A 16,060-nucleotide genomic window follows, 5' to 3' on the forward strand; every position below is an offset into this window, starting at 1 on the left:
GGCCGCTCGCCGCTGCGACAGACGTCAATCCGGCGGGGCGAATCAGTATGGGCGCAGGACGATTTCGGTCGGATGGGCATCGCGCGGGGTGTCGATGGCATTGCGCACCGTCCATGCGACGGTCTCGGCGCGCAGGAATTCGTCCGGGTGGTATTCGCGCCCCTCGCCCGCGATGATCTCGCGCTGCATATCGGTGTCGATGCGGCCCGGGTGAATCGAGGTGACGCGCAGCGACGGCTCCTCCAGCCGCAGCGCGTCGCCGAAGGCGCGCAACCCGAATTTGCTCGCGGCATAGGACGCCCAGCCCGGATTCGCACGCAGGCCCGCACCCGAATTGATCAGCACCACATGGCCGTTCGCGCTGCGCAGGGCCGGAAGCAGCAACCTGGTGAGCTCCGCGACCGCGATCAGGTTGGCCTCCAAGGTCTTTCGCCACTGCTCCACCGAGGAGTCGGCGATGGTGCCGATATCGGCGATTCCGGCGTTGTGCACCAGCACGTCCAGGCGCGGAATCGCCGCGGCCGCGGCGGCGACCACCGGATAGTCGGTGAGGTCGACGGGCCAGCCGGTGGCGCTTGGCAATTCGTCCAGGATCTTGCGCAGCGAATCCGCGGACCGCGCGCCGAGCAACAGTTCGTGCGTCGGCGCGAGCGCGCGGGCGATGGCCGCGCCGAGGCCGCGGCTGGCGCCGGTGATCAGTGCGACGGGCGGTGGGGTGCTGGTCACGGGCTCGGTCATAGAGCAACCGTAGCGAGCCCCGAAAAGGACACGTCAAGATCGGTAGCATCCGGGGCGCGCGCCGCGATGCTTGCATACATGACGGGGTATGCCGCGCTCAGCTCGACCGAATCACGACCAGGTACCGCAGGGCGGGCGTATCTACCGGTGACATCGCAGAATAGTTGGATGGCACATCCGGGTTTCACCCCCACTCAGCTCGCGGCCCGCGCCGCGTACCTGCTGCGTGGCAACGACCTGGGCACCATGACCAGCGCGGCGCCGCGGCTGTATCCGCACATGTGGAGCTGGGACGCCGCCTTCGTCGCGGTCGGGCTGGCCCCGCTGAGCGTGGAACGCGCGGTGATCGAGCTCGATACGCTGCTCTCGGCGCAGTGGAAGAACGGGATGATCCCGCACATCGTCTTCGCCAACGGCGTCGACGGATACTTTCCCGGCCCGGCCCGCTGGGAGTGCCGCAAGCTGGCCGCCAACGCCCCCGACGGACCGGATACCTCGGGCATCACGCAACCGCCGGTGCACGCCATCGCGGTGCAGCGCATCCTGGACCATTCACGCAGGCACGGCCGCAGCACCAGGGCGGTGGCCGAGGAATTCCTGAACCGCCGCTGGCCCGATCTGGTGCGCTGGCACCGCTGGCTGGCGCATGCGCGCGACCCGAAGGAGAGCGGCCGGATCACGCTGTACCACGGCTGGGAATCCGGGATGGACAATTCGCCGCGCTGGGATCGCGCCTACGCCAACGTGATTCCCGGCGAGCTGCCGCCGTATCAGCGCGCGGATATCGCGGTGGTGTCCGATCCGACGCAGCGGCCCAGCGACCGCGAATACGAACGGTATCTGTGGCTGGTCGAACAGATGCGCCGCGCGGGTTACGACGACTACCAGCTCGCATCGACCATGAGCTTCGCCGTCGAGGATGTCTTCGTCACCGCGATATTCGCGCTCTCCTGTGAGGTGCTCGCGCAGATCGGCGAGGAGTATCACCAGCCGAATGCCGAGGTCCGCGAGCTGTTCGGCTGGGCGGACCGGTTCCGCGACGGTGTCATCGCGACCACCGACGCGCGCACCGGCGCCGCCCGCGATTTCGATGTGCGGCTACAGCGCTGGATCACCACCGAAACCCTGGCCATGTTCGCGCCGCTGCTGTGCGGCGGCCTGCCGAGGGAAACCGAGCGCAGCCTGCTGCGGGTGTTCGAGGGTCCGCGCTTCTGCGGACATCCGGATCTGCGCTACGCGCTGCCGCCATCGACCTCGCCGGTATCCAAGGATTTCCGGCCGCGCGAATATTGGCGCGGGCCGGTCTGGCCGGTGATGAGCTGGCTGTTTTCCTGGGTGTTCGCCCGGCGCGGGTGGGCCGAACGCGCCTATATGCTGCGCGCCGAGGGACTGCGCCAGGCCAGCGACGGCAGCTTCGCGGAGTACTACGAACCGTTCACCGGTGAACCGCTCGGCAGCATGCAGCAGTCGTGGACCGCGGCGTCGGTACTGGACTGGTTGGGTTGATCCAGCCGCGTTGACAGGTTCGAGCTACCAATTCGCAAACGCACCATCCGAAACTCTGGTCACATCTAGAGCAAATGGCTATCGTCTGACGCCATGGATACCACGAGTTGGAGAGCGAACATCCGGCGCTGCGCGACAACGTTGTCCATGATCGCCATTACCGGCATCCTCACCGCAAATGCCATGGCCGCCGCGGCGCCGAGCGGCCCGGATGTCTCGTCATGGCAGCACATCGACGGCCGGGCGATCGACTGGTTCTCCGTCAAACGCGCCGGGCACGACTTCGCCATGGTGAAGGCGACCGAGGGCCTCAACTACGTCAACCCCTATTTCGTCCAGGACAGCCTGCTCATGCGCACGGCCGGAGTGGCCCGGGGGACATACCATTTCGCGCGGCCCAATATGGCGCCGGAGGCACAGGCCGCGCTCTACTCGACCGTGGTACTCGGCCAGAACGGCCCACTCGACCTGCCGCCCGTGCTCGACCTGGAGAGCTCCGGCGGCCTCGCACCCGCCGCGCTGATCAACTGGACGCACCGGTATCTCAACACCGTCCAGGCGCTCACCGGCCGGACACCGATCATCTACACCTATCCCCGGTTCTGGCAGACCGCGATGGCCGACAGCAATGAATTCACCGGTTACCCACTGTGGATCGCGGATTACCGTGGCAACTCCGCACCCGAGGTACCCGGCGGCTGGCCTACCTGGACGTTCTGGCAGACCACCGACAGCGGCAACATTCCCGGCATCAACGGCGGCACCGATGTCAACGTATACAGCGGCGCCCAAGGCGATTTCGCCCGCTTCGCGCATATGTGAACATGCGACGAATCCGCTACGCCCCCTCGGGCGTAGCGGATTCGTTGCGGCTACGTCGGCAAACCCACTGCGGTCGGGACTCACGCAAACCGTGGTCGCTCAAACCCGATGCGCCAGTAGATGTTCCATTATCAACCGGGTCAACGCCTCGGGCGCCTCCTTCGGGATCCAGTGCGAGACGTCCTCCAGCATCTCGAATCGATACGGCCCGCGGACATATCCTTCCGCGGCCAGCGCGGCGGTCGACCCGACGGCGGAATCCTCGGTGCCCCAGACATATAGCGTCGGCACCTCGACCTTCCCGACCGGACCGCTCAAATGCATTGCGCGGTACCAGTTCAGCGCGGCGGTCAGCGCCTCCTGCTGCCCCAACCGGCCGACGTGCTCCTCGATCCGCTCCTGCGGAACCTTCCATTCGAAGGCTTTGCGCAGTGCGGCGCAGTCGTCGGCGAGCAGTGTCCGCTCGGCCACCCGCGGCTGCCTCAGCAGCTGCATGTACGCGGACCGCTGGGCCTGATCCTCGTCCTCCGCGATGGCCTTCAGGAAGGCGGCGGGGTGCGGCACCGAAACCGCGGTGAGGCTGCGGACCCGCTCCGGCTGTTCGGCCGCGAACGCCCACGCGACATACGCGCCCCAATCGTGGCCGACCAAATCGAAACGCCGCCAATCGAGTTCGTCGGCGATGGCCGCGACATCACCCACCAGCTCTTCGAGCCGGTACTCGGCGACCCGTTCGGGCCGGACGCCCGGGGAGTAACCGCGCTGGTTGGGCGCCACCGCATGACATCCGCCGCCGCCGAGCGCGGTCAACTGGAATTCCCATGCGGCGGCCGACTCCGGAAAGCCGTGCAGCAGCAGGACTTCCCGGCCGCCCGGTGCGCCCGATGACAGCGCGTCGAAGGTTCCGGCGGCCGTGGGAATGTTGATCGCTTCCAGCACGGCCCCGACTCTAACCCCTCAGGCTTGTCGCGAAGATCGGCTGGGCAGCGGTTCGAGACAGGACTCAGCCCCACCCGTCGCCCGACCACCACCCCTCATCGAATCGCTGCGCGCTGCTAGAACTCAGTGCTCGTCGTAGTGACCGTCGTGCGCCGCGTGCCGATGTCCATCGTGCAGGTAATCGACGTGATCGCCGTGCCGGACCGCGGTATGACCGCAGCCCTCGCCGTGCACATGGTCGTGCGTCGCGTGCTGGACGTGGCCGGTCGGCTCGCATTCGTCGTAGTGGCCGTCGTGTTCGCGGTGCAGGTGGCCATCGTGCGCGTAGTCGATGTGATCACCGTGCTGGACGGCGAGGTGGCCGCAGCCGTCGCCGTGCCGGTGATCGTGTCCGGTGTGCTCTGCGTGTGCCGTAGTCATCCGGATGCCTCTTTCCGTGTGCGGACTTATGAGTCACGAACCCCGGATACCCTAACGGATGCGCATCCATGCATGTAGCTATTCGATAGCCGGTATGTCACAGCACCTGGGAGAGGAACCGTTGCAGGCGCGGCGTCTCGGCGGCGTCGAATACCGCGTCCGGCGTCCCCGTCTCGACGACCTGCCCGGCGTCCATGAACACCACCGTGTCGGAAACCGATCTGGCGAAACCCATTTCGTGCGTCACCACGATCATCGACATACCGCCGGCGGCCAGCTCGCCCATCAGCGCGAGCACACCCTTGACCAGCTCCGGATCCAGCGCCGAGGTGGCCTCGTCGAAGAACATGATCTCCGGGCGCATGGCCAGCGCCCGCGCGATGGCCACCCGCTGCTGCTGCCCGCCGGACAGGTTCGACGGCCGGGTGTCGGCCTTATCCCGCAGGCCGACCACCTCCAGCTGCTCCAGCGCGAGCGCCCTGGCCTCCTCCTTGGACAGGCCGCGCAGCTTGCGCGGACCGAGCGCGACATTGTCGGCCACCGTACGGTGCGGGAAGAGATTGAAGTGCTGGAACACCATTCCGATGCGCTGGCGCAGCCGGTCCGGATTCTCGGTGAGCACCGACTTGCCGTCCAGCAGCACATCGCCCGCATCGGGTTCGTGCAGCCGGTTCAACACCCGCAGCAGCGTCGACTTCCCGGAACCGGACGGGCCGATCACCGTCGTCGTCTTGCCCGCGTCGACATGGATATCGATACCGCGCAGCACCTGATTGCCGCCGAGCCGAAGATGCAGTCCGGTACCGGTGAGTGACGAGCTCATGGTCAGCGCCCTTCCGTGATCACGGCCTGCTCGACCGGATCGATCGGCCGATCGGGACCGGTCCGCATCCGCCGGTCGATGTAATTGACGAGGTGGGTGAGCGGAATCGTCAGCAGCAGGTACACCAGCCCGGCCGCGACCAGCGGGGACAGATTGCCGGTCTGCGCGTTGAGATCCCGGCCCACCGCGAACAACTCGCGCTGGGAGGCGAGCAGTCCGAGGAAGTAGATCAGTGAGGAATCCTTGATCAGCGCGATGAACTGGTTCATCAGCGCGGGCAGCACCCGGCGCACACCCTGCGGAATCACCACCAAGGTCATTGCCTGCCGGTAGCCGAAACCGATGGCGCGCGCCGCCTCCAGCTGCCCCGGCTCGACCGACTGGATACCGGAGCGGAAGATCTCCCCGATGTACGCGGAGGCGAGCAATGCCAGCGCTATCGCGCCGAGCCAGTACGGATTGTTCCCGGTGATATCGCGGACCACCGGGCCGACGCCGAGCCCGATCACCAGAATGATCACCACCGCGGGCAGCCCGCGGAAGATGTCGGTGTACACCCTGGCGGGCCAGCGCAGCCAACGGGTGCGGGAGATGCCCGCCACCGCGAGCAGCATGCCGAGTACGGTGCCGAGCGCGCCCGAAACAAGGGCCAGCACAAGGGTATTCGGCAAGCCGGTCTTGAAGAGATCGGGAAATGCCTTGCGGTACAACGACCAGTCGAGGAAGGTGTCCTTCAACTGTCGCAGTGTGGATTTCGGCGCCTGCTGCGCCGTATCGTCCGGCTTGTGCTGTGCCGCGATGGCCGCGAAGTCGGGGAGCTGGGGCACCGGTGCGGCCTTCGAACCGGGTTTCCAGCCGGGCGGCAGCTGGCGCGGCACCCAGTCGGCGTACAGCCGGGCATAGGTGCCGTCGGCGATCACCGCGTCCAGCCCGCTGTTCAGCGCGTCGATCAGCGGCTGGTTGTTCTTGCGCACCGCGTAGCCGACGAAATTGTCCAGGCTGAAGGTGTTCTGCGCCACCGAGGTTCCGTCACCCGGTTTGACCAGACCCTGGGCCTGCACCGACGGGGCGACCCAGGCGTCGACCTGACCGGACTTCAGGTTCGCGTACGCGGTGTTGTAGTCCGGGAACTTCACCGGATCCAGGTGCAGCTGATTGACCACATAGTCGTCCTGGACCGTGCCCTGTACGACGGCGATCCTGGTGCCGCGATTCAGATCCGAAAAGCCTTTGATAGCACTGCCATTCGGCAACACCAGGGAGAAGTACCCGAAATCGTAGCCGTTGGTGAAGCCGACCAGCCTGCGGCGCTCGTCGGTGGTGGTGATGTTCGACGAGCCGACATCGAACCGCCCGCCGGCCACCTGGGATAGCAGCGGCGCGAATTCGGTACCCGAAAACTCCACTTGCAGACCGAGTTTCGCGCCGATCGCGCGCAACAGCTCGTTGTCGAAACCGGTGTACACGCCCGCCGCGTTCACACAGATGCTCGGCGGCGCGTCGGAGATGGTGCCGACGCTGAGCTTGCCCGGCGTGCTTAAGCCGAGCTTCGAGGTGTCCACGGCGTTCAGCGGCACCACGCCGTCGGTGGTGTAGCGGTCGACGCCCGCGCCGGTCCCGGTAGCCAGATTCGTCGGTGCGGCGGAGGCCGCGGCGATACCGGGCGGCGCGCACTGGGAGGGACCGCCGCCGCCGGAACCGCAGGCCGTCGCGGCGATACCGACGGCGAGCAGCAGCACGGCGAGTATCGAACGAGACCGTGCCCGCGAACGAGAACCGGCGGAGTAAGTGCGCACAGCGGGCAGACCAGCCATGATAGGTAACCCTAGCCGCCGCCCACCTGCTAATTCGCGGCAACCCCCGGTCGCCTGACCAGTCGCCCGTGACGGCGGAATCGAGACCGTCGTGATCCGAATTCCGTCGGCACGGGAAGCCGCTATCGAGCAACCGGATCAGGCCAGTCCGTTGACCGGCTCCGGGTTCACCTCGTCGCGCCAGCGAATCGCCTCGCGCACCTCGGCCAGGTCGTAATCGGGTCCGCTGACCCCGACGGTGAACAGCGACACCCCGGCCTCGTGCAGCTTCAGCGCCCGATCCGCACCCGGCCACTGCACCGACCGCTCGATCTTGGTCTGATCGGCGCCGACCTGCGCGCAGTGCTCGGCCAGGATCCGGTTCTTGCGATCGAGCACCTGCAGATCGGCGAAGGTGTGCCAGATCTGGGCGTATTCCGCCACCAAACGCAGCGTCTTCTTCTCACCGCCGCCGCCGATCAGAATCGGGATCTCCCTGGTCGGCTGCGGGTTCAGCTTTCCGAGCCGGGCCGTGAGCCGGACCAGGTACTCCTTCAGCAGGGCCAGCCTGCTGCCCGCGGTCCCGAAGTCGTAGCCGTATTCGAGGTAGTCCTTCTCGAACCACCCGGCGCCGATACCGAGGATGAGCCTGCCGTCGCTGATGTGGTCGACGGTGCGCGCCATATCGGCCAGCAGGTCCGGATTGCGGTAGCCGCCGCCGGTGACCAGCGCGCCGATCTCCACCCGCTCGGTCTGCTCGGCGAATGCGGCGAGCATGGTCCAGCACTCGAAGTGCGCCCCGTCCGGATCGCCGGACAGCGGGAAGAAGTGGTCCCAGTTGAAAATCACGTCGACGCCCGCGTCCTCGGCCCGCAGGACCGCGTCGCGGATGAGTCCGTACTTCGGTGCGTGCTGCGGCTGCAGCTGAACTCCGATACGAACCGGACGACTCATGAGGGCTCCTCGGTTTCGGGATCTACTTCCGTAAACGACATTAGGCCCACCCGTCGCCCGACCACCACCTCTAATCGAATCACCGCGCGATGCATGGCGCACCTGTCGCCCGACCGGCACCCCCATCGAATCGCCGCGCGGTGCCGAGCCGTTCGATCACTTCGCGCAGCCGCCTGCGGGATCGGCTTTCGCCCAGTAAGATCGCCGCAACCCTGTACTCGGATCGTCCGGCACGTTCCTGCCGGTGAATGGGATGTGATTTGTCATGGCCACAGTGACCTTCGACCGTGCGACGCGGCTCTACCCCGGTGCCACCAAACCCGCCGTCGACGCGCTGGATCTCGAGATCTCCGACGGTGAATTCCTGGTTCTGGTCGGCCCGTCCGGCTGCGGAAAGTCCACCTCGCTGCGCATGCTCGCCGGCCTGGAGGATGTCAACGACGGCCGAATCCTCATCGGCGCCAAGGACGTAACGCACGCCGAACCCAAAGAGCGCGATATCGCGATGGTGTTCCAGAACTACGCGCTCTACCCGCATATGACCGTCGCGGAGAATATGGGCTTCGCACTGAAGCTGGCCAAGGTCGCCAAGGCCGAGAAGGAAAAGCGGGTGCAGGAGGCGGCCAAACTGCTCGACCTCGAGCCGTATCTGGACCGCAAACCCAAGGCGCTGTCCGGCGGTCAGCGCCAGCGCGTCGCGATGGGCCGGGCGATCGTGCGCCAGCCGCACGTATTCCTCATGGACGAGCCGCTGTCGAACCTCGACGCGAAACTGCGCGTGCAGACCCGCACCCAGATCGCGCAGTTGCAGCGCAGGCTCGGCACCACCACCGTGTACGTCACCCACGACCAGGTCGAGGCGATGACCATGGGCGACCGGGTGGCGGTGCTGAAAGACGGTCTGCTGCAACAGTGTGCGACGCCGCGCGACCTGTACCGGGATCCGGCCAACGCCTTCGTCGCCGGATTCATGGGTTCGCCCGCGATGAATATGTTCACGCTGCCGATCACCGACGGCTCGGTACAACTCGGCGGGTACGCGCTGCCGGTGCCGCGCCACGTGGCCGACGCCGTGCAGGGCTCGGTGCAGGTCGGCGTGCGCCCAGAGCATCTGGAAATCGGCTCGGACGGTATCGAAATGGAGGTAGACGTGGTGGAGGAGCTCGGCTCCGACGCCTACATCTACGGCAGGACCGTTGCCGACGGCTCGTCCAACGGCGCCGGGGAAACCGTTGTGGCACGGGCTGATTGGCGTAACCCGCCGGCCAAGGGCACCCGGGTGCGGCTGTCGACCGACCCGGAGCACACCTACTTCTTCGACGCCGCCGACGGGCGCAGGCTGCACTGATACGCCCACGGCGAAACGACCGCGCGGCCGGTGCCGCGTCCGTAAGCTTCGAAGTCTCGGTTAAGCCTTTGCAGGGCAGGAGAGTTGACGATGAAGATTGCGGTATTCGGCACCGGTGAGGTCGGTAGGCGGTTGGCGAGCAAGCTCGTCGAGCTCGGACATGCGGTGACGCTCGGCTCACGCACCGCCGACAATGCGGCGGCGAGCGAGTGGGCCCGCGAAACCGGCGGCGCACACGGCACTTTCGCCGATGCCGCGGCCGATGCCGAGCTGATCGTCAACGCCACCGCCGGCACGGCGTCGGTGGCCGCGCTCACCGCGGCGGGCGCGGCGAACCTGAGCGGCAAGGTGATCATCGACGTCTCGAACGGACTCGAATTCACCAGCGGCGGACCGAAACTGGTGATTCCCGAGGCCGGGAGCGTCGCGGAGGAACTGCAGCGGGCCTTTCCGGAGGCGCGCGTGGTGAAGACGCTCAACACCATGAACAACAAGACCATGGTGGACCCGTCCCGGGTTCCCGGCCCGCACAACGTCTTCCTGAGCGGTGACGATGCGACGGCCAAGGCCGATGTCGCCGGGCTGTTGCGGTCGTTCGGGTGGGGTTCGGAGCAGATCATCGATCTCGGCGATCTGAGCACCGCGCGAAGCACCGAACCGCTGGTCATGTTGTGGATCAACCTGTCTCGCACATTCGGCACCGAGAACATCAACCTCGCGGTGCGGCACGACTGAGTCGAAACCCGTCAGCCTTTGCGCCCCGGGGCTTTCCGCCGCTTCCGTTCCCGCATGTAGTCCTCGTTCAACCGCACGCCCAGTTCCTCCAACGAAATCTCCCGTCCGCTCGCACTGCGCACCTCGACCCGCACCGGCGCACCGGTCGACTCCTCCACCAGAAGTAGCGGTGCGGGGCCCGGCTGCAGGTATTTGTCGCCCCACTGCATCAGGGCCAGCACCACCGGTAGTAGATCGCGGCCCATTTCGGTTAGGACGTACTCGTGGCGGGTGCGCTTGCCCTCCTCCTGGTACGGCTGTTTGGCGAGCAAACCGGATTCGGTCAGCTTGCGCAGCTGACTGGCGGCGGCCGCGTCGGTGATGCCGACCCGAGCGGCGAAACCGTCGAAACGTGTTGTCCCGTAATAGGCTTCGCGCAGGATCAGCAGCGCCGACCGGGTGCCGACCAGATCGAGCGCCTTGGCGATCGAGCATTCCACCGGCTTCCACGAACTCAGATCCGCGAGCGAGCCCTCCATCACTGCTGCCATGACGCACATCATAGCCCAGCTGACTTGCCTCAACTATCGCCAGGCGTAATCTGACTATGTGTTGATAGAGCCAGGCAAGGCGGCCGGGCTCTCGATCCGGAAGGAAACGCCATGAGAGACGCGGTGATCGTCGAGGCGGTGCGCACCCCCATCGGCAAGGGCAAGCCCAATGGCGCGCTGCACGATGTCAACGCGGTGGATCTGCTCGCGCACAGCCTGCGCGCGTTGATCGACCGCAGCGGTATCGATCCGGCGCTGGTCGACGACGTCATCGGCGGCATCGTCACCCAGGTCGGCGAACAGGGCATGAATATGACCCGCCGGGCGGTGCTGGCCGCGGGCTTTCCGGAATCGGTGCCCGCGACGACCGTCGACCGCCAGTGCGGCAGCAGTCAGCAGGCCATCCACTTCGCCGCACAGGGCGTTATCGCCGGGGCCTACGACATCGTGATCGCGGCGGGCGTGGAATCGATGGGCCGAATTCCGATGGGCGCCAACCTGATCGGCTCCGACGATCCGAACGGGGCCGGATTCGCCGCGCGCTATCCGCAGGGTTGGGTCGGGCAGGGCATCAGCGCCGAACTGATCGCGGCCGAATGGGGACTGACCCGGACCCAACTCGACGAGTTCGCCCTGTCGAGCCACGAAAAGGCCGCGCTGGCAACGAAAAACGGGTTGTTCACCAGCGAGCTCGCGCCGATCAACGGGCTGGAGACCGATGAGGGCATCCGAGTCGGCAGCACACTGGAAACCCTCGCCAAGCTCAAGCCCGCGTACTACGACCCCGCGATGGCCGAACGCTTCCCGCAGATCGACTGGCGGATCACCGCGGCATCGGCGAGCCCGATCAACGACGGCAGCGCGGCGGTCCTGATCATGACCGGCGAGCGCGCCAAGGAACTCGGACTGAAGCCGCTGGCCCGGGTGCACAGCTTCGCGGTGGCCGCCGACGATCCGCTGCTGATGCTCACCGCGCCCATTCCGGCCACGCGAAAGGTATTGCGGCGGGCCGGACTTCAGCTGTCCGATATCGATCTGGTGGAGATCAACGAGGCCTTCTCCCCGGTGGTGCTGGCCTGGGCGCACGAAACCGGCGCCGATATGCGCAAGGTGAATGTCAACGGCGGCGCCATCGCCATCGGCCACCCACTCGGCGCGTCGGGCGCGCGATTGGCCACCACGCTGGTGCACGCGATGCGGGATCGCGGCGCCCGCTACGGCCTGCAAACCATGTGCGAGGCGGGCGGTTTGGCGAACGCCACCATCTACGAACGCATTTGAGTCGCCGAGGCGCGGCGTTCGGCCCACGGGCCGGGCGCCGCGCCTTCGTATGTCCACGCCGAACCCGGTTCGGCTCAGCACATTTCGAGCTATCAACAAAGTGTCTAAATTAATTAGCCATTTGTAAAGTACTGCGTTATGCTGCGAAGGTGACCGCCCATCGAACCCCCGAGCCCGCCGACCGTGTGCGCGATGCCGAACGCACCAAGCGCTGCCTGCTGGAGGCGGCGCTCGACGAGTTCGCCGCGCACGGTTACGCCGGAGCGCGGGTGAGCGAAATCGCCGCACGGGCGCGTGTGAACAAGCAGCTGATCACCTACTACTTCGGCGGCAAGGCCGGGCTGTACACGGCGCTACAGCGGTACTGGCAGGAGCGGGAACGCGATATCGACGATCCCGGGCTGCCGCTCGCCGATGTCGTACTGCGCTACCTCGAGCATGTGCTGCACGACCCGCGCGGCCTGCGCCTGCTCATGTGGCGCGGACTGTCCGACGCCGAAACCCCGTCCGGCATCACCCCGATCACCGAAACCGACCTGGCCGAGGCCCGGACGCGGCAGCGGCGCGGAGAAATCGCCGCCGACCTCGACCCGGCCGCCTACCAGCTCGCCATCCTCGGCATGGTCGCCGCGCCGGTGCTGTTACCGGCCCAGGTGCGCACGCTCTTCGGAATCGACCCGCAGACACCGGAATTCGAACGGCACTACGGCGAACAGCTGCGCCGCATCATCTCTCGTCTCGCCGAATCCAACGAACAAGGAGTACAAATATGACCTACCTGGTCACCGGTGCCGGTGGCGGTGTCGGCCGCGCCGTCATCGAAACGCTGCGCACAGCCGGAAAACCCGTGCGGGCCACCAGCTCTCACCCGGATCGAGTCGAACTGCCAGACGGTGTCGAGCTGATCGGTCTCGACTTCACCGACCCGGACGCGGTCGCGGCCGCGCTGGACGGCGTGGACAAAGTGTTCCTGTACGCGCTCGACGAGGGCATCGAGAACTTCATCGCCGGGGCGCGGTCCGCGGGCGTCGAACATATCGTGCTGCTGTCGTCGATCGCCGCGGCGAACGACCAAAATCCGATCGGCGCAAGACATGTCGTGGTCGAGCGCCCGCTGCTCGCATCGGGGCTGCCGGTGACGATCCTGCGGCCGGGCGCCTTCGCCGCCAATGCCCGGCAGTGGTTCCCCTCGATCAAGGCCGAACGCGTTGTGCGCCTTCCCTTTCCGGATCTGCAGCTCACCCCCATCCACGAGGCCGATCTGGCGGATGCCGCGATCGCCGCGCTGGACGACCCGGCGCACGCGGGCAAGATCTATCCGCTCACCGGGCCCGAATCGCTGACGCACCGCCAGCAGGTCGACGCCATCGCCGCCGCGCTGGGCGAACCGGTCGAGCTGGTCGAACTGAGCTACGAGCAGGCCAAGGAGTTCTACTGGCAGCCGGTGCTCGACCTGTGGGCGAAGGCGGGAACCGGACCGAGCCCGGTCGGCCCCACCGCCGAATCGGTGACCGGAAAACCGGCACGCACCTTCGCCCAGTGGGCAATCGACCACGTAGCCGAATTCCGCTGACCTTCCTGACGCTGGGCATCCGCTCCCGGCCATGCGAAGTCCGAGGACGGCTGTGCCCGTTAAGCTGGCGGCGATGATCGAGCCGACCGCCAGCCTCGTGTACGCCGTCCCGCTGCGGACCCGCTTCCGCGGCATCACCGTGCGGGAGGGGATGCTGATCGAGGGTCCGCTCGGCTGGGGTGAATTCTGCCCGTTCCCCGAGTACGACGATCGGGAGGCGGCGGGCTGGCTGGCCACCGCGCTCGAACAGATCGCCGTCGGGTGGCCGGAACCGGTGCGCGACCGGATTCCGGTCAATTGCACGGTGCCCGCGGTGGATCCGGAGCGCGCGCACGCCATCGTCACCGGTTCGGGCTGCCGCACCGCCAAGGTGAAGATCGCCGACCACCCGGATTCGCTGCCCGAGGATCTGGCCCGGGTCGAGGCGGTCAGGGACGCGCTGGGGCCCGCCGGCGCGGTCCGGGTGGATGCCAACGCGGTATGGGATGTCGAAACCGCGGTCGCCGATATCCGGGAAATCGACCGGGCCGCAGGCGGTTTGGAATACGTCGAGCAACCATGCCGCACCATCGACGAACTCGCCGAGGTGCGTCGCCGGGTGGATGTCCGCATCGCCGCCGACGAATCCATCCGTCGCGCGGAGGATCCGCTGCGGGTCGCGGTCGCGGGCGCCGCCGATATCGCGGTGATCAAATGCACGCCGCTGGGCGGGGTTCGGCGCGCCCTCCGGGTGGCCGCCGCGGCCGGACTGCCCTGCGTCGTCTCCTCGGCGCTGGAGACCAGCGTCGGGCTGGCCGCGCAACTGGCGCTGGCCGCCGCACTGCCGGAACTCGAATTCGCCTGCGGCCTGGGCACTTTATCCCTGTTCACCGGCGATCTGGTGACCGACTCGCTGCGCCAGGTCGACGGATACCTCACCGTGCCGCGCACCGCCCCGGCCCCCGACCCCGGCCTGATCGAGAAGTACCGTCATCCCGATCCCGAGCGGGTCGACTGGTGGCACAAACGACTGGCCCGTGTGCTGCCACTCGCCCAAGAAATCCTGCTTCCGGCAAAGTAGCCGGATAGTAGCGCCCGCTTCCCCGGCAGAGCGGCAAAGGGACCCGAGGACTCAGCAGATCCCAACCCACTACGCGACTGGCGCATATTCCGGTTCATCCGAAACCGGATCAGCCGATCTCCACCCCGCACCCGAGCATTGTGGTGCGCAGCAGCAGCGCGGCCTCCGGCCCGATCACGCCATCGACCAATTCGAGATACCGCGAACAGAATTCGGGTCCGTGCGGGGCGACCTCGGCGGGATCCGGCTCCAGATGATGGGTCAGCTCGTGCAGCACGACGAGTTCCCGTAGCGCCCAGGCGGTTCCGCCGGAGTGCAGCGGGACGGCGAGCACTCCATCGGCCGTCTCGTAGTGCGCCGCCGTCGCACCGGCGCGAGCGCGCACCCGAACCGTTACCGCGGCCCGCTCCCATTGCGCCCTAACCCAATTCAAGGCCAACACCTTGTCGGCGTAGCTCTGCACCGACGCGACCGACGCGAACCGGCGCTCGATCGGCAGGGTCAGCTGCGAACCGTACAGCTCGACGGTGCGGTTGCCGTATTCGTCGGCCCGGTCGAAAACCCCACGGACCAACTGTTCGGCGTCATACACCTTGGCGCGCTGCGCATCCCGCACTACCCGTCGCTCCCCGACGTCAATTGTCCCCTGGCGGAACCGAGTTCGGGTGAATTTCCCAGTCGCGCCGCCTTGCCCGCCCGGTCGCCGGCCCGTCGCGCCGCCGCCGAATGTCCCGCCGACGCGGCCGGTCCGCGCCAGGTGCCCCGCGCCTCCGAGGTGCTGCGATAGAAGTCGGTGAGCTCGATCTCCTTGTTGCGCAAGGCGAGTGCGGTGCCGGTCGAGCCGGCGGCCTCGGGCACCGCCTCCGCCTCGACCTCGGCCTTCACCTCGGCCAACCGCTTGCCGATGCGCGCGGCGAAGGCCATCTGGAAATTCAGCCGTGCCGTCACCGCCGCCACCGGCGCCTGCACCCGCCGCTCGACCGTTCTGCCCCAACGCTTTTCGACAACGATCTTCTCGACGGTCGCGGACCGGTACTGCCCGGATTTGATGTAGTGATCCGAGGCTCGGACCATCTGCACCAGCAAGCTGGTGTAAAGCGCCTCGCACGTATCGATATCGGAATCGAATCCGTACGCGTAGACCTGGGTCGAGGTGCGGGCAACATCACAGCGCACGTCGTTCGCGTGCGCGATGGCCACGAAAAGCTGGACGTAGGTTCGCAATCCCTTCTTGCCCGGCTCGCCGATCGGGATCACCCGCTGCACCGGCGTCGGCCGCCGCTCCCGGCCCGCGACGTGCGCACGCGCCACCGCCAGGTCGATCGACGACCGGGTGGCGAGCCGTTGCGCCGCCGCGAGAAACGCCTCGGCCTCGTGCTCGTTATCGGTCGATTCGGCCTGGCGCAAGAGCCCGCCGATGCGGGTGAGCATCCGGTCGGGAACCGCGTTGGGCGAAGTCATCGACAGTCAGATTAGCCAGACTTTCCAGTGCAATTCCGACAAGGCAGATGAACACCATGTATCTTGCCTTGTGCACC

General features: G+C 67.0%; 17 protein-coding genes. 8 read left to right on the plus strand and 9 right to left on the minus strand.

Annotated features, from left to right (window positions below; translation table 11 throughout):
* Window positions 1-42: 42 nt before the first annotated feature.
* A complete protein-coding gene (locus tag F5544_RS44810; RefSeq protein WP_167478731.1) occupies window positions 43-738 on the minus strand; it encodes an SDR family oxidoreductase in 696 nt (231 codons plus the stop codon).
* A 168-nt stretch (window positions 739-906) separates the two neighbouring features.
* Here F5544_RS44810 and ggh point away from each other — a divergent pair, with 168 nt between their 5' ends.
* Together ggh and F5544_RS44820 are read left to right on the plus strand one after the other, a co-directional pair.
* Window positions 907-2,244, plus strand: coding sequence for a glucosylglycerate hydrolase (ggh, locus tag F5544_RS44815; RefSeq protein ID WP_167478732.1), 1,338 nt, complete (start codon window positions 907-909; stop codon window positions 2,242-2,244).
* A gap of 147 nt (window positions 2,245-2,391) precedes the next feature.
* A complete protein-coding gene (locus tag F5544_RS44820; protein ID WP_167479941.1) occupies window positions 2,392-3,066 on the plus strand; it encodes a glycoside hydrolase family 25 protein in 675 nt (224 codons plus the stop codon).
* A 99-nt stretch (window positions 3,067-3,165) separates the two neighbouring features.
* On the opposite strand, the gene F5544_RS44825 is transcribed toward F5544_RS44820, so the two are convergent.
* The 5 genes from F5544_RS44825 to F5544_RS44845 form a co-directional block, all read right to left on the minus strand.
* Window positions 3,166-4,005 carry an alpha/beta fold hydrolase gene (locus tag F5544_RS44825; RefSeq protein ID WP_167478733.1) on the minus strand — a complete coding sequence of 280 codons (840 nt, stop codon included), beginning with the start codon at window positions 4,003-4,005 and terminating at the stop codon, window positions 3,166-3,168.
* A 123-nt stretch (window positions 4,006-4,128) separates the two neighbouring features.
* On the minus strand, window positions 4,129-4,425 hold the full coding sequence (locus F5544_RS44830) for a hypothetical protein (RefSeq protein WP_167478734.1): 297 nt from the start codon (window positions 4,423-4,425) through the stop codon (window positions 4,129-4,131).
* A 97-nt stretch (window positions 4,426-4,522) separates the two neighbouring features.
* Window positions 4,523-5,248: an amino acid ABC transporter ATP-binding protein gene (locus F5544_RS44835; RefSeq protein ID WP_167478735.1), complete on the minus strand. Its 726-nt coding sequence runs from the start codon at window positions 5,246-5,248 to the stop codon at window positions 4,523-4,525.
* Window positions 5,249-5,250: 2 nt separating this feature from the next.
* Entirely contained in the window at window positions 5,251-7,062 is a 1,812-nt protein-coding gene (locus tag F5544_RS44840; protein ID WP_167478736.1) for an ABC transporter substrate-binding protein/permease, read from the minus strand.
* A 138-nt stretch (window positions 7,063-7,200) separates the two neighbouring features.
* On the minus strand, window positions 7,201-7,995 hold the full coding sequence (locus tag F5544_RS44845; protein ID WP_167478737.1) for an LLM class F420-dependent oxidoreductase: 795 nt from the start codon (window positions 7,993-7,995) through the stop codon (window positions 7,201-7,203).
* Between the two features lie 265 nt (window positions 7,996-8,260).
* Between F5544_RS44845 and F5544_RS44850 the strand changes: the two genes are divergently transcribed.
* A complete protein-coding gene (locus F5544_RS44850) occupies window positions 8,261-9,343 on the plus strand; it encodes an ABC transporter ATP-binding protein (RefSeq protein WP_167478738.1) in 1,083 nt (360 codons plus the stop codon).
* A 90-nt stretch (window positions 9,344-9,433) separates the two neighbouring features.
* Window positions 9,434-10,078, plus strand: a complete 645-nt coding sequence (locus tag F5544_RS44855; protein ID WP_167478739.1) for an NADPH-dependent F420 reductase — start codon at window positions 9,434-9,436, stop codon at window positions 10,076-10,078.
* 11 nt (window positions 10,079-10,089) lie between these two features.
* Here F5544_RS44855 and F5544_RS44860 read toward each other — a convergent pair whose 3' ends face one another.
* Window positions 10,090-10,620 carry a winged helix-turn-helix transcriptional regulator gene (locus F5544_RS44860; RefSeq protein ID WP_174867537.1) on the minus strand — a complete coding sequence of 177 codons (531 nt, stop codon included), beginning with the start codon at window positions 10,618-10,620 and terminating at the stop codon, window positions 10,090-10,092.
* Between the two features lie 99 nt (window positions 10,621-10,719).
* Here F5544_RS44860 and F5544_RS44865 point away from each other — a divergent pair, with 99 nt between their 5' ends.
* The 4 genes from F5544_RS44865 to F5544_RS44880 all read left to right on the plus strand — a co-directional run bounded on the left by F5544_RS44865 (window position 10,720) and on the right by F5544_RS44880 (window position 14,522).
* Window positions 10,720-11,889 carry a thiolase family protein gene (locus F5544_RS44865; protein ID WP_167478741.1) on the plus strand — a complete coding sequence of 390 codons (1,170 nt, stop codon included), beginning with the start codon at window positions 10,720-10,722 and terminating at the stop codon, window positions 11,887-11,889.
* 149 nt (window positions 11,890-12,038) lie between these two features.
* Window positions 12,039-12,662 (plus strand): TetR/AcrR family transcriptional regulator, encoded by a 624-nt coding sequence (locus tag F5544_RS44870; RefSeq protein WP_167478742.1) that lies wholly within the window; start codon window positions 12,039-12,041, stop codon window positions 12,660-12,662.
* Window positions 12,659-13,462 carry an SDR family oxidoreductase gene (locus F5544_RS44875; protein WP_167478743.1) on the plus strand — a complete coding sequence of 268 codons (804 nt, stop codon included), beginning with the start codon at window positions 12,659-12,661 and terminating at the stop codon, window positions 13,460-13,462. The genes F5544_RS44870 and F5544_RS44875 overlap by 4 nt, the downstream gene beginning before the upstream one ends.
* A 73-nt stretch (window positions 13,463-13,535) precedes the next feature.
* A complete protein-coding gene (locus F5544_RS44880) occupies window positions 13,536-14,522 on the plus strand; it encodes an o-succinylbenzoate synthase (protein WP_167478744.1) in 987 nt (328 codons plus the stop codon).
* 109 nt (window positions 14,523-14,631) lie between these two features.
* Here F5544_RS44880 and F5544_RS44885 read toward each other — a convergent pair whose 3' ends face one another.
* Entirely contained in the window at window positions 14,632-15,138 is a 507-nt protein-coding gene (locus F5544_RS44885; protein WP_167478745.1) for a TIGR04338 family metallohydrolase, read from the minus strand.
* Entirely contained in the window at window positions 15,138-15,983 is an 846-nt protein-coding gene (locus F5544_RS44890) for a DUF2786 domain-containing protein (protein ID WP_238846997.1), read from the minus strand. Before F5544_RS44890 ends, F5544_RS44885 begins: the two co-directional genes overlap by 1 nt.
* Window positions 15,984-16,060 lie beyond the last annotated feature (77 nt).

The sequence above is a fragment of the Nocardia arthritidis genome (genome assembly GCF_011801145.1).
Taxonomy (GTDB): Bacteria; Actinomycetota; Actinomycetes; order Mycobacteriales; family Mycobacteriaceae; genus Nocardia; species Nocardia arthritidis_A.

Coding starts and splice junctions, on each gene's coding strand:
- F5544_RS44810 (WP_167478731.1), bottom strand. CDS start 738: ATGACCGAGCCCGTGACCAGCACCCCACCGCCCGTCGCACTGATCACC.
- ggh (WP_167478732.1), top strand. CDS start 907: ATGGCACATCCGGGTTTCACCCCCACTCAGCTCGCGGCCCGCGCCGCG.
- F5544_RS44820 (WP_167479941.1), top strand. CDS start 2,392: ATGATCGCCATTACCGGCATCCTCACCGCAAATGCCATGGCCGCCGCG.
- F5544_RS44830 (WP_167478734.1), bottom strand. CDS start 4,425: ATGACTACGGCACACGCAGAGCACACCGGACACGATCACCGGCACGGC.
- F5544_RS44835 (WP_167478735.1), bottom strand. CDS start 5,248: ATGAGCTCGTCACTCACCGGTACCGGACTGCATCTTCGGCTCGGCGGC.
- F5544_RS44840 (WP_167478736.1), bottom strand. CDS start 7,062: ATGGCTGGTCTGCCCGCTGTGCGCACTTACTCCGCCGGTTCTCGTTCG.
- F5544_RS44845 (WP_167478737.1), bottom strand. CDS start 7,995: ATGAGTCGTCCGGTTCGTATCGGAGTTCAGCTGCAGCCGCAGCACGCA.
- F5544_RS44850 (WP_167478738.1), top strand. CDS start 8,261: ATGGCCACAGTGACCTTCGACCGTGCGACGCGGCTCTACCCCGGTGCC.
- F5544_RS44855 (WP_167478739.1), top strand. CDS start 9,434: ATGAAGATTGCGGTATTCGGCACCGGTGAGGTCGGTAGGCGGTTGGCG.
- F5544_RS44860 (WP_174867537.1), bottom strand. CDS start 10,620: ATGATGTGCGTCATGGCAGCAGTGATGGAGGGCTCGCTCGCGGATCTG.
- F5544_RS44865 (WP_167478741.1), top strand. CDS start 10,720: ATGAGAGACGCGGTGATCGTCGAGGCGGTGCGCACCCCCATCGGCAAG.
- F5544_RS44875 (WP_167478743.1), top strand. CDS start 12,659: ATGACCTACCTGGTCACCGGTGCCGGTGGCGGTGTCGGCCGCGCCGTC.
- F5544_RS44880 (WP_167478744.1), top strand. CDS start 13,536: ATGATCGAGCCGACCGCCAGCCTCGTGTACGCCGTCCCGCTGCGGACC.
- F5544_RS44890 (WP_238846997.1), bottom strand. CDS start 15,983: ATGACTTCGCCCAACGCGGTTCCCGACCGGATGCTCACCCGCATCGGC.